This window comes from Bradyrhizobium sp. LB14.3 (assembly GCF_040547985.1).
GTDB lineage: Bacteria > Pseudomonadota > Alphaproteobacteria > Rhizobiales > Xanthobacteraceae > Bradyrhizobium.
The window spans coordinates 629,222-641,791 of record NZ_JBEPQT010000001.1; the positions used below are offsets into that span (position 1 = coordinate 629,222).

12 protein-coding genes are annotated in these 12,570 nt (G+C 64.7%); 8 read left to right on the forward strand and 4 right to left on the reverse strand.

The window, feature by feature from the left end; genetic code table 11:
- The first annotated feature begins 68 nt into the window (after positions 1 to 68).
- The 7 genes from ABIB00_RS02895 to ABIB00_RS02925 all read left to right on the forward strand — a co-directional run bounded on the left by ABIB00_RS02895 (position 69) and on the right by ABIB00_RS02925 (position 8,496).
- Positions 69 to 1,049 (forward strand): amino acid--[acyl-carrier-protein] ligase, encoded by a 981-nt coding sequence (locus ABIB00_RS02895; RefSeq protein ID WP_354103314.1) that lies wholly within the window; start codon positions 69 to 71, stop codon positions 1,047 to 1,049.
- A gap of 37 nt (positions 1,050 to 1,086) precedes the next feature.
- On the forward strand, positions 1,087 to 1,962 hold the full coding sequence (locus ABIB00_RS02900; protein ID WP_354103315.1) for an acyl-CoA acyltransferase: 876 nt from the start codon (positions 1,087 to 1,089) through the stop codon (positions 1,960 to 1,962).
- Between the two features lie 327 nt (positions 1,963 to 2,289).
- Positions 2,290 to 4,824: a PAS-domain containing protein gene (locus tag ABIB00_RS02905; RefSeq protein ID WP_354103316.1), complete on the forward strand. Its 2,535-nt coding sequence runs from the start codon at positions 2,290 to 2,292 to the stop codon at positions 4,822 to 4,824.
- Positions 4,728 to 5,159 carry an EAL domain-containing protein gene (locus tag ABIB00_RS02910; protein WP_354103411.1) on the forward strand — a complete coding sequence of 144 codons (432 nt, stop codon included), beginning with the start codon at positions 4,728 to 4,730 and terminating at the stop codon, positions 5,157 to 5,159. Before ABIB00_RS02905 ends, ABIB00_RS02910 begins: the two co-directional genes overlap by 97 nt.
- 204 nt (positions 5,160 to 5,363) lie before the next feature.
- Positions 5,364 to 6,341 (forward strand): tripartite tricarboxylate transporter substrate binding protein, encoded by a 978-nt coding sequence (locus ABIB00_RS02915; protein ID WP_354103317.1) that lies wholly within the window; start codon positions 5,364 to 5,366, stop codon positions 6,339 to 6,341.
- A gap of 156 nt (positions 6,342 to 6,497) precedes the next feature.
- Positions 6,498 to 6,983 (forward strand): tripartite tricarboxylate transporter TctB family protein, encoded by a 486-nt coding sequence (locus ABIB00_RS02920; RefSeq protein ID WP_354103318.1) that lies wholly within the window; start codon positions 6,498 to 6,500, stop codon positions 6,981 to 6,983.
- 4 nt (positions 6,984 to 6,987) lie between these two features.
- Positions 6,988 to 8,496, forward strand: coding sequence for a tripartite tricarboxylate transporter permease (locus tag ABIB00_RS02925; RefSeq protein WP_354048114.1), 1,509 nt, complete (start codon positions 6,988 to 6,990; stop codon positions 8,494 to 8,496).
- Between the two features lie 10 nt (positions 8,497 to 8,506).
- Here the strand turns inward: ABIB00_RS02925 and ABIB00_RS02930 are convergent, their stop codons facing one another.
- On the reverse strand, positions 8,507 to 10,201 hold the full coding sequence (locus ABIB00_RS02930) for a putative bifunctional diguanylate cyclase/phosphodiesterase (RefSeq protein WP_354103319.1): 1,695 nt from the start codon (positions 10,199 to 10,201) through the stop codon (positions 8,507 to 8,509).
- A 221-nt stretch (positions 10,202 to 10,422) separates the two neighbouring features.
- Here ABIB00_RS02930 and ABIB00_RS02935 point away from each other — a divergent pair, with 221 nt between their 5' ends.
- Positions 10,423 to 10,683, forward strand: coding sequence for a hypothetical protein (locus ABIB00_RS02935; protein WP_247351715.1), 261 nt, complete (start codon positions 10,423 to 10,425; stop codon positions 10,681 to 10,683).
- A 6-nt stretch (positions 10,684 to 10,689) separates the two neighbouring features.
- Here ABIB00_RS02935 and ABIB00_RS02940 read toward each other — a convergent pair whose 3' ends face one another.
- From ABIB00_RS02940 to mtgA, 3 genes are all read right to left on the reverse strand, one after another.
- On the reverse strand, positions 10,690 to 11,331 hold the full coding sequence (locus tag ABIB00_RS02940) for a hypothetical protein (RefSeq protein WP_354103320.1): 642 nt from the start codon (positions 11,329 to 11,331) through the stop codon (positions 10,690 to 10,692).
- A gap of 142 nt (positions 11,332 to 11,473) precedes the next feature.
- Positions 11,474 to 11,656 carry a 50S ribosomal protein L32 gene (gene rpmF, locus ABIB00_RS02945; protein ID WP_007598106.1) on the reverse strand — a complete coding sequence of 61 codons (183 nt, stop codon included), beginning with the start codon at positions 11,654 to 11,656 and terminating at the stop codon, positions 11,474 to 11,476.
- Between the two features lie 168 nt (positions 11,657 to 11,824).
- Positions 11,825 to 12,499 carry a monofunctional biosynthetic peptidoglycan transglycosylase gene (mtgA, locus tag ABIB00_RS02950; protein WP_354103321.1) on the reverse strand — a complete coding sequence of 225 codons (675 nt, stop codon included), beginning with the start codon at positions 12,497 to 12,499 and terminating at the stop codon, positions 11,825 to 11,827.
- Positions 12,500 to 12,570: the final 71 nt, after the last annotated feature.

Sequence of the window (12,570 nt, forward strand, 5' to 3'; positions counted from 1 at the left end):
TGGCGTGACTGACGTACCTTGGCGACTAAACCAACAAGAACAATTTTGAGATAGCAGGACATCGAACCATGAACATTGCCGTCCTCCCCAATTCGCCCGAGACCGCGCCGCAAATGGCCGATCCGCTCGATCATCTCGCCGACAAGCTGTTCCACTCCATGGGCTCGGACGGCGTCTACGCCCGCACCGCGCTCTATGAGGGAATCGTCGAGCGGCTCGCCGCACTGATCACGAGCCATCGCGAGGCCGGCACCGAGGTGATGCGCTTCCCGCCGGTGATGAGCCGTTCACAGCTCGAGAAGTCCGGCTATCTCAAGAGCTTTCCGAACCTGCTCGGCTGCGTCTGTGGCCTGCACGGCACCGAGCGCGAGATCAACGCCGCGGTAAGCCGCTTCGATGCCGGCGGCGACTGGACCAGCTCGCTCTCGCCGGCAGACCTCGTGCTGTCGCCGGCGGCCTGCTATCCCGTCTATCCGATCGCGGCGAGCCGCGGCCCGCTGCCGAAGGGTGGCCTGCGTTTCGACGTCGCCGCCGACTGCTTCCGCCGTGAGCCGTCAAAGCATCTCGACCGGCTGCAATCGTTCCGGATGCGGGAATATGTCTGCATCGGCAGCCCCGATGACGTCGCCGATTTCCGCGAGCGCTGGATGGTGCGCGCGCAGGCGATCGCGACCGATCTCGGTCTCACCTTCCGCGTCGACTATGCCAGCGACCCCTTCTTCGGTCGCGTCGGCCAGATGAAGGCGGTGAGCCAGAAGCAGCAGCAGCTCAAGTTCGAGCTGCTGATCCCGCTGCGCTCGGAAGAGCAGCCGACCGCCTGCATGAGCTTCAACTATCACCGCGAGCATTTCGGCACGACCTGGGACATCCAGGACGCCAATGGCCAGCCGGCCCACACGGGCTGCGTCGCCTTCGGCATGGACCGCCTGGCCGTCGCCATGTTCCACACCCACGGCACCGATCTTTCCGCCTGGCCCGCCAAGGTGCGGGAGATCATGGGCCTGCAGTCGCGGGCCGCAGCCGATGCCCATGGCGAAGGCTGGCGCTAACGGAACGAGGCCGGTCATTTCCACGGGAAAAACCAGCGTGATCCACACCAAGGTCCGATGCCGCGAGATCACCGAGTCCGACGTCGAGGCAGTCGCGGACGTGCTGACACGCGGCTTCGTGGGCCGCTCGCGCAACTACTGGATCCAGGGCCTGCGCCGGCAGGCCTTCCGGCCCGTGCCGGAAGGTTACCCGCGCTTCGGCTACATGCTCGACAATGACGGCACGCCGGTCGGCGTGCTGCTGCTGATCTACACGGCGCAGAAGGACGGCGGCGAGACCGCCGTCCAGTGCAATTTGTCGAGCTGGTACGTCGATCCGGCCTACCGCAACTACGCCCCGCTCCTGACCAAGATCGCGCAGCGGCACAAGGACGTTACCTATCTCAACATCAGCCCGGCGCGGTGGACCTGGCCGATCATCGAGACGCAGGGCTTTCGCGCCTATTGCCGCGGCATATTCTTCTCGGTACCTGCGTTGGCGCGCGCGCCGCGCTGGAGCAAGATCGAGGTCATCTCGCAGCACGCCAAGATGATCGATGGACTTTCCGAACCCGAGACCGAGCTCTTGACGCGGCACGCGCGCTACAATTGCCTCAGCCTCGTGTGCCGCACGCCGAAGGGAACGTTCCCTTTCATCCTGCAACCGGTGCGCATCCGCCGCGGCTTCATTGCGCCTCCCGCGATGAAGCTGATCTACTGTCGCAACGCCGCCGAATACACCGAATGCGCGGGCCGCATCGGCCGGCTGCTGCTGCGGCTCGGCAAGATCTCGGTTGCCATCGATTCCAATGGCCCGGTTCCCGGCCTCGTCGGCATCTACACCGAGCGGCGTGGCCGCAAATATTTCAAGGGCCCGCACCGGCCACAGCTCGCCGACCTCACTGATACGGAGCTCGTCCTGTACGGGCCGTAGAGCGGTACGGAGACTGCGCTCTGGCCCCGTCATCCTGAGGTGCTCGCCGTGCGCAGCGCGGCGAACCTCGAAGGATGGACGGCCGGGATGCAGCCGGGCCGTCGCCCTTCGAGGCCTCCGCTTCGCTCCGGCACCTCAGGATGACGGCGATAAGGTCCGGGCTGGTGGTAAGACCTCACCATTCAGATGTCGGCATACACGCTCTCTGCACCGCCGGTCATCCTCCGTAAACTACGGCGCGTAAGGGAATTTTCCCGCCTCTTCGCTACCCTCAGCGACTGAATTACGCTGCGTTAAGTCTATTGCCCGCCGAGACCCCGCCGCCCCATGACGTCGATCCGCGCCAACGAGCTTGATGCACGCCGCGAAGAGGGCCCGGAGGCCCTCGTCGGACTGAGCCAGCTTGCGCTCGACCACATGGAGCAAGGCGTCTGCGTCTACGATGCCGCCAACCGGATCGTGCTGGTCAATCAGCGCTACCTCACGCTGTTCAACATGTCGGCCGAGATCGTGCGGATCGGCACGAGCTATCGCGACGTGCTCGCTCATAGCGCTGAGCTCGGCAACTTCCCGGCGAACGACCTCGATGCGCTCTATGCCAGGCGCATGAAGCAGATCGCGGACGGTCAACCGTTCCGAACGGAGCAGCATCTGGCAAGCGGCCTCGTCATGGCACTCGAGCTGAAGCCGCTCCCCGGCGGCGGCTGGATGACGATCTGCGACGACGTCAGCCGCCTCGCCCGGCTCGAGGCGGAGCTGCACGTGCAGACCGAGCGCAGCCAGCACGCACTCGCGAACATGTCGCACGGGCTCATCATGTATGATTCCGACAGCCGCGTCGTCGTCTGCAACGAACGTTTCCTGAACCTCTACAACCTCGACCCGGAAATCGTTAAGCCGGGCGTCACGCACGGCAAGGCCATCGATCACTGGCTTTCGCGCGGCAACCTGCCAGGGATGTCGGCCGAGGAATTCCACGACACCAGGCTGAAGGACGTGTGCGCCAGGAAGGCAAAAACCCTGCTGGTGATGCGCTACGACGGACGGATGGTGCAGGCGGTCTCCCGTTTCCTGCCCGACGGCGGCTGGGTGACGGTGCACGAAGACGTCACCGAGCGGCTGCAATACGAGGAGACGCTGAGGCAGCAGAACTTCATCCTCGATGCCGCGCTGGAGAACATGGCGCACGGGCTCGCCTTCTACGACAGCGACATGCGCCTGCGCGTCTGCAATATCACCTACCGGAAAATCTATCGGCTGTCGCCGGAGGAGACCAAACCCGGCACGCATCTCGGCGAGCTGATCGAGCGCTCGATGACGAACGGCGCGTTCTCATCCGAATATAGTCCGCAGCAGCTCCTGGAAGCCGCCAGCGCGAGGATCGCCGACCGTGACTCCTCGCCGACGCGCCGGCGCATGTCGAACGACACCATGATCTCGGTGCGCTATTGCGCGCTGGCCGAGGGCGGCTTCGTTGCCACCTATGAGGACATCACAGAGCGCGAGCAGGCGGTCGAGGAGTTGAGCGAGCAGTATCGGCGCTTCGACGCGGCTCTGAACAACATGAGCCAGGGCCTGTGCATGCTCGATCCGAGCCTGCGCGTGATCGTCTGCAACCGCCGCTATATCGAGATGTACGGACTGTCGCCCGAATTGGTGAAGCCGGGCGTCTCGATGCGCGAGATCATGGAGCACAGCTGCGACCTCGGCATCCATCCGAATACCACCGCCGCGCGGCTCTATGCCGACTATGTCGAGAGGCTGCGCGAGGGCGAGCACACGCTGCACCACCATCTGAGCGACGGCCGCATCATCAAGCTCAATCACAAGCGAATGGAGCAAGGCGGCTGGGTCGTCACCTATGAGGACGTCACCGAGCGCCACAAGGCGCAGGCCCGCGTGGCGCACATGGCCCTGCACGATTCGCTCACTGACCTGCCCAACCGCACGCTGTTCCGCGAGAAGATGGGCGAGGGGCTGAACCAGGTCGCGATCGCCGGCGGCGCGATGGCGGTGCTGTGCTTCGACCTCGACAATTTCAAGACCGTCAACGACCGCCTCGGCCACGCGGCCGGCGACCGGCTGTTGCGCTGGGTCGCGGCGCGGCTGAAAGAGAATGTCGGCGAGCACGACACCGTCGCGCGGCTCGGCGGCGACGAATTCGCCGTTCTCCAGCGCGGACCGCAGCCGCAATCGGCGGAAAAGCTCGCACGCCGCCTGGTTGAGGTCATCGGTCACCCGCCGCCGCTGGAGAACCAGTCGATCCATGTCGGCGTCTCCGTCGGCATCGCAATCGCGCCCGAGCACGGGCTCGATGCCGACGAGCTGATGAAATGCGCCGACCTCGCGCTGTACCAGGCCAAGGCCAAGGGGCGCGGCGCCTATCAACTGTTCGAGCCAGAGATGGAGCAAGAGGCCCGGAGCCGGCACGCGCTGGAGCACGACCTGCACGGCGCGCTGGAGGCACGGGAATTCCACCTGGTGTTCCAGCCGCAGGTGCGGCTCGACTCGACCGAGCTCACCGGCTTCGAAGCGCTGCTGCGCTGGAAACATCCGTCGCGCGGCGTCGTCTCGCCGGCCGAATTCATCCCGATCGCGGAAGAGAACGGGTTGATCGTTCCGATCGGCGAATGGGTGCTGCGCACGGCGTGCGCGACTGCCGTGTCCTGGCCCGATCTCACCGTCGCGGTGAACCTGTCGCCGGTGCAGTTCCGCGCGCGCGCGGGCTGGTGGCGATGGTCACGAGCGCGCTTGCGGAGGCCGGCCTGCCGCCGCACCGGCTCGAGCTCGAGGTCACCGAGACGGCGCTGCTCGACGACAGCGAGGCGACGATCGAGATCCTGCACCAGCTCCGCGCGTTAGGGGTGCGTGTCAGTCTCGACGATTTCGGCGTCGGCTATTCCTCGCTGAGCTATCTGCGCAAATTCCCGTTCGACCGCATCAAGATCGACCGCTCCTTCGTCGGCACCCTCGGCGAAAGCCCGGAGAGCGTGGCGATCGTCCGCACCATCGCCAGCCTTGGCTCGGTGCTCGGCGTCGAGACCACGGCGGAAGGTGTGGAGACGGCGGAGCAACTCGATTTCGTGCGCGAATGCGGCTGCACCGACGTGCAGGGATATTATTTCGGCAAGCCCTGCCCGGCCGCCGAAGTCGAGCGCATGATCGAGACGCTGAACGCAGTCCGCCGCGTGGCGTAAAGGCTCCGCCGACGGCAAATTCCGTATCTCGGCACGCTTCCAAACGACCAATTGTCGCACGTGCGTTTTTCGCCGGAATCACCGTCTCGCCCCCGTGGAGCCGCCGCGCAACGCGCTTTTCTTCTCCCATGATTTCGAGGACAATCCCGTCATAAAAATGAGGAGCGGCGGCCCGAACGAGGCCACTGCGAGGGAGGAATTTCGATGTCGCGATACGGGCTGAAGACTATCGCGTTTGCCGCCATGCATACCGTCGTGAGCGCGTTGCTCGCAACCGCCGCCGGTGCGCAGGACTATCCCACCAAACCGGTGACGCTGATCGTGCCATGGCCGGCCGGCGGATCGACCGACATCTCGATGCGCGCGATCGCCGACAGCGCCTCCAAGGTCCTGGGGCAGCCGATCGTGATCGACAACAAGGCGGGCGGCGGCGGCACGGTCGGACCTGCCACCATGGCCGCGGCCGCGAAGCCGGACGGCTACACCATCTCACAGCTTCCGATCACCGTCTTCCGCCTGCCCCTGATGCAGGAGGTGTCGTGGGATCCGGCAAAAGATTTTACCTACATCATTCATCTCACCGGCTACACCTTCGGCGTAACCACCAGCGCGGAGTCGCAGTTCAAGTCCTGGAAAGACGTGGTTGCGTTCGCGAAGGCAAATCCGGGCAAGGTGACCTACGCGACGCCGGGCACCGGCACCTCGCTTCATATCGGCATGGAGCAGATCGCCGCGATGTCCGGCATCAAGCTCACGCAGGTGCCGTTCAAGGGCGGGGCAGAGACCAACGCCGCGGTACTCGGCCAACACACCATGCTGCAAGCCGACTCCACCGGTTGGCGGCCCTTGGTCGACGCCGGCAAGCTGAAGCTTCTCATGGTGTGGACCGGCGCGCGGTCGCCGAACTATCCTGACGTGCCGACGCTGAAGGAGCTCGGCTATCCCATGGTCTTTGATTCCCCGTTCGGCATCGCAGGACCCAAGGGCATGGATCCCAAGATCGTCGCCAAGCTGCACGACGCCTTCAAGAAGGCGGTCGAGGACCCCGCGGTGATCGCCACGCTCGCCAAATACGACATGGTGCCGAGCTACAAGAATACCGAGGACTACAGGAAGTTCGTCGTCGAGGTCACGGAGTCAGAGCGCAAGGTGATCGACACGCTCGGGCTTGCGAAGAAGTAGGATTGAGCCACTTTTATGTCTCGGACGCCGTGCAGCGCTTCTCCAGCGCTGCGTCGCGTCCGGGATCTACATTTGCCACGCATCTATGGACCCCGGATCTGCGGCGCAGCGCTTCGCGCTGCGCCGCAGATGCGGGGAACGGCCGAGAGGGTGTCTATGAACGACAAAGCCAACGTCAAACTCCGCCTCAACAACTCCGAACTCTGGGGCGGGTTGATCGGGCTCGCGCTGGGCGGCTTCGTGATCTGGCAGGGCGTTAAGCTCAAGCTCGGCACCATCAACGACCCCGGCTCCGGCTACGTGCTGTTCTACACGGGCATCTTGATGTGCGTTTTCGCGGTCAGCATCATCATTTCGGCCATCACGGAGGGCGGCCCGACGCTGGCCTCACGCTGGGATCATGTGAGCTGGGGCAAACCACTCCTCGTCATCGCCTGCCTCACCGCATTCTCCTTTGCCCTGGAGCCGCTGGGATTCCTGTTATCGTCGATCCCGTTGATGCTGCTCTTGTTACGGTTGATCGATCCCGTGCGCTGGACACTGGCGATCCCGGTCGCGGTGCTGGTGCCGCTCGGGATGTGGTGGGTGCTCGAGCGGGTGCTGCTGATCCAGTTGCCCTCGGGCCTGTTCGGGATGGGTTAGCCGCATGGACACGCTCGTCAACGTCGCGCACGGGTTTGGCGTCGCGCTGCTACCGATCAACCTGCTCTATTGCTTCATTGGCGTCTTCATCGGCACGCTGGTCGGCGTACTGCCGGGCATCGGACCGATCTCGGCGATGTCGCTGTTGCTTCCGGTGACGCTGTCGGGAACGCCGGAGTCCGGCATCATCATGATGGCGGGCATCTATTACGGCTCGATGTATGGCGGCTCGACCACCTCGATCCTGGTCAACATCCCCGGCGAAGCAGCTTCCGTCGTCACCTGTATCGACGGCCACCAGATGGCGAAGCAGGGCCGAGCTGGCCCTGCGCTAGGCATCTCTGCCTTCGGTTCCTTCATCGCCGGCACGTTTTCGCTGGTCGCGCTGATGCTGGTGGCGCCTCGGCTTGCGGGCATTGCGATCGCGTTTGGCCCGGCCGAGTATTTCAGCCTGATGGTGCTGGGCCTCGTGGTGCTCACCTTCCTCACCCAGGGCTCGATGCCGAAGGCGCTGTTGATGGCATGCACCGGTGTCGTGCTCGGACTGATCGGGCTCGACAGCATCACGGCGCAGCCGCGGCTGACATTCGGCCGCATGGAGCTGATCGACGGTATCGGACTCGTCCCCGTCGTGATGGGCCTGTTCGGGGTCGCCGAGGTGCTGCTCAACATCGAGCAGGCGATCAAGCGCGACATCATCAACGCCAGGATTACGCAACTCCTGCCCACCAAGGCCGATTGGCAGGCGAGCGCCGGCCCGGTCGCGCGCGGCACCTTGCTCGGCTTCCTGCTCGGCATCCTGCCGGGCGGTGGCGCGGTGGTGGCCTCGTTCGCGTCCTATGCGCTGGAGAAGCGGCTGTCGAAAACGCCGGAGCGTTTTGGCCATGGCGCGATCGAAGGCGTCGCAGGCCCAGAATCCGCCAACAACGCGGCAGCCGGCGGCGCGTTCATCCCACTGATGACGCTGGGCATCCCGCCAAACGTGGTGATGGCGCTACTGCTCGGCGCTTTCGTCATCCACGGCCTTCAGCCGGGACCGCTGCTGATCACGCAAAACCCCGGCCTGTTCTGGGGCATCGTCGCCAGCATGTATATCGGCAACGTGATGTTGCTGATCCTCAATCTGCCGATGATCGGCATGTGGGTGCAGCTGCTCAAGCTGCCCTACAACATTCTCTTCCCCCTGATCATCCTGTTCACGATCATCGGCGTGTACTGCTCGAGCAACAACGTGTTCGACGTCTATGTGATGATCGCGTTCGGTATCATCGGCTATTTCATGCGCAAGCTCGGCTATGAGCCGGCCCCGCTGGTGCTCGCCTTCGTGCTCGGACCGATGCTGGAGAACAATCTGCGCAAGTCGCTGATCCTGTCGCAGGGCGACCTCTGGACCTTTGTGCAGCGTCCGATCTCGGCGGCGTGTCTCGTACTGGCGCTGGTGCTGCTGGTGGCGCCGCTGTTGCCGGCGCTGCGCAAAAAGCGCGAGCTGGTGGCGCTGGATGAAGGGGCGTGAGGGTTTTGTCTCAGCCTGCCGCAGGCAGCACGTTATCCGGCGACGCGCTCCACGGACGGTCGGCCGACGCGAGCCCGATCAGACGGCCCTGGATGTAATCGCAGCCCCAGTCGCGCAGCATGTTTGCGGCCTCTTCGTCCTGCACCCATTCGGCCACCGTCTTGATGTCGAGGCGGCGGGCGAGGTCGATCAGGGTCTGCACGAAGGCGCGGTCGTCGGCGGAATGGGTGATGTTCTGCACGAAGGCGCCGTCGATCTTCACGATATCCACGCCGAGCTTGCGCAGATTGCGGAACGAGGTGTAGCCGGCGCCGAAATCGTCGATGGCGATGCGGCTGCCGAAATTCTTCAGCCGCGTGACGAAGCCGCGTACGTCGTCGATGTCCTGGATCGCGACCGTCTCGGTGATCTCCACGATCAGACGCTCGGCAACACCGGGATGCGCGCGCATCAGCGATTCGATGCTGGCCCACCAGTCCGGATCCATCGTCGTGTCTGGCGAGATGTTGAGGCTGAGGCAGATGTCGGGCGCGGCGGCGAGCTCGGTGACCACGAGCTCGAGCACGCGGTGATCGACCAGGCGGATCAGGCCGAGCCGTTCGGCGACCGGCACGATGTCGGGCGCGAGCAGCACCTGGCCGCCGCCCTGGTCCATCCGCACCAGGCATTCGTGGAACGCGCGCTCGCGCGAGGCGGCCGAGACCACCGGCTCATAGGCGAGCTTGATACGGCGCTCGTTCAGCGCGGTGACGATCTCGTCGGTAACGCGGATGTTGACGCGGCGCTGCGCGTCACGCGCGGCATCGGGACGCCAGGTCGCGAACGAACCCACGCGGCGTTGTTTTGCGGCGTCCAGCGTCTCGTGGGCGCGATTGACGGCCTCGTCGGTGTTGCGGGCATAGCGCGGCACGCTGACCGCGCCGATCGAAGCAGTGACCGACACCGGGCCGGATTTGGTCGGCACCACCTCGTCGCGGATGCCGGCGAGGAAGCGCTCGGCGGCGACGTTCATGTCGTCAACTGTGCAGTTCTTCAGGATTAGGCCGAACTTGTTGCCGGAGAAGCGGCCGAGCACATCGCCCCCGCGCAAGCGCGCACGGATGCGCTTGGCGACGTCGAGGATCACGGCATCGGCAACGTCGAAACCGAAGGCATCGTTGACGCGCGCGAGATGATCGATGCCGACCAGCATGAAGGCCGCGGTCGACCGGAAACGGGTCGTCTCCTCGATCGCCTCGGCCAGCGCCGCGATCAGATGCGAGCGATTGAGCTCGCCGGTCAGCGGATCGAGCCGGGCCAGCTTCGTCAGTTCCTCGTCGCGGGCGTGGCGCTCATTGTTGATGCGGACGGAGCCGATCGCGCGCACCGGCCGACCATCGGGTCCCGAGAACCAGCGGCCGGTCTCTTCGATCCAGACCACGGGATCGGCAGCGCTCATGCGCACACCGTACTCGACCCGGTAGGGCGTGCCGTCGGCGCCGTGCACGGCGGAGGTCTGCGCCAGCGCAGCGGTCCGCAGCGATTGTGCGGGCTCGATCAGCTTGGCGAATTCGGTGCCGGTGGCCAGCCGCTCGGCGGGAATTCCGGGGAAGATGGCGCTGACCTGCTCACCCCAGACCATTGCATCGCTGGCGATGTCCCAGGCGAACACGGCTTGGCCAAGGGCGGCCAGGATGTCGGAGGCTTGCGGCAATGCGGGGGTCAAAATCGCCTCGTTTCGGGACAGCGGGGAGTCCTGAGTCGGCACAGGATAAAGCCAGATTCGCCATTGACCCTAGGCAAAGTTGATAAACAATTTGGAAACCACGTTTCCTCACGCCGCAGGAACCAAACCGGCCCGTCCGGCATAGGCCTTGCGAGTACATGACACGCACCGGCGCCAGCGTCCCGAAACGCGACAGGCTTGCCGGATCAACGGTGATAGCGATGTTGAGTACGAACCGATCGGACCAGGCGGACAACGGCACGGGCACGGCCCTGGTGCCGCAGCTGCCGATTTTGCAGTGGGTCCACAAGGCGCCGCTGCCGCGCCCCGATCCCAGCTTCGTCACCCAGCTCATTGCCAATGCCGAGAACCTGCCCCAGACGAGCCGGCTCCGCCGTGCGTCTTCCGAGGATGCGCAGGTAGCCTATGGCAGCAAGCATCCGCTTCCGAGCGTCACCGCGCGCACGCGGCAGGTGGCTTGAAGTAGATCAGCGCGGCGCGTCGGGAGACGACGGCGTGCCGTTGCCGGGCTGAAGATGCGGCGAGGGGATTTCCGGCGAGGACGTGCTCTGAGCCGGCTTCGGCGCGGGGTGATCGATCAGCACGGATTCGGCGACCGACTGCGCGGAGGGTGCGGATGCGGGCGGCACCGCCGGCGCAGAGACGGGCTCGAACTTGGACTCGACCACCGCTTCATCGGCTGCCACTTCAGCCTGGCGCCTGGCCTTGCGCGATGCCGGCACAGTCTCGGCGACATAGGCGCCGTGGCGGCGCGTGCGCTGGGCGATGCCGCCGAGGAAGTCGGCCATCGCGAGCAGCACCAAAAGGAAATAGGTGGAGTTGCCGAATTTCGGCCACATCACGAATTCGGCCGCAGCCGCGCCGAACACGATCAGCGACAGCAAATGATCCATCAGGAATTTCGAGCCGGGCCGCGCGCCCTTGACCACCTCGAGCAGCAACAGCACGACGCCAAGCGCGAGCATCACGTCGGCGAGTGTGACCGGCCAGGCCTCGCCCGTGATCATCGGAACCTTGAACAGCACGTCCGTAAAGGACACGCTCGGCATCAGGAAGGCGATGATGTTGTAGACCGCGAGCGGGATCAGAAGCAGCGGGAAACCGACCATCGGCGAATGCCTTCTCGATCAAGATATCCAGACAGGACAATGCGGCGGCGAAGCATTCGCTCCGCCGCCGTCACTGTCATATCTCATGGGTTGGCCGAAATCAGGCAGGCGAAATCATCCTGCCTGGGGAAAGGTCCTGAATTCAGGACTCTTTCTTCTTCAGGACCTGACGGCCCTTGTACATGCCGGTCTTGAGGTCGAGATGATGCGGACGACGGAGCTCGCCAGAGTCCTTGTCTTCCACATAGGTCGGCTTTTTGATGGCGTCTGCCGAGCGGCGCATGCCACGACGCGACGGCGAGGTTTTTCTTCTCGGAACGGCCATTTCAATATCCTCTAGGGATTGGTGTTTCGGGGCATCGTCCGCGAGGGGACGGCTCAGCACCCGCAAACCGAGGCGAGCTGAATGCCGGTCAAGGCCGGGCTTATAGAGGAAGGCTGGCCTTAAATCTAGGGTTCTGGGACGGAAAATGCGCCCGAAAAGGACCCGAAATCAGCGATTTTCCCGCCAGCAGGTCGAAAGCGAGCTGGCCTGCGCCCGCGCAACATAGGTCCCGGCCAGCCGCCGGACGCCCGGTCCCGGCGTCCTGGCGCTACGTTTGACCGGATTCGGCAGGGTTGAGGCCAAAAGGGCGGCCTCCCTGGGAGAAAGACTGGCGGCTGACTTGCCGAAGGCATAGGCGCTGGCCGCCTCCACCCCAAACTGGCCCTGCGGTCCCAGTTCGGCGATGTTGAGGTAGATCTCCAGGATCCGCGCCTTGGGCAGGACCAAGTCGATCCACAGCGCCAGCGGGAATTCCAGCGCCTTGCGGATAAAATCGCGCCCCTGCCAGAGGAACAGGTTTTTCGCCAGCTGCTGGGTGATGGTGGAAGCGCCCCGGAACGGGGTGCCGTCCTCCTGCGCGTCGTCGATGGCCTCACGCAGCGCGCCCCAGTCGATGCCGTGATGCTTGCAGAAATGGGCGTCCTCGGCCGCCACCACCGAGCGCGGCAGTGAGGGCGACATCGCCGCCAGATCGATCCACTCCCGCTGCATCGGCGCGGCCCGGAGCGAGCGCCATGCCATCAGCGTCGAAACGGGATGGCCAATGCGGTAGAACGGCGCGATCACATAGGGCGCGAGAGCCGCGACCACGAGCACCAGGAGAACGGTTTTGACGACGCGCAAATCAACCTTTCCGGCGCAGAACGTAACGCGGCCACGGGCCCGGCATTAAGTCTGTGATAGTTCGGGCGTTT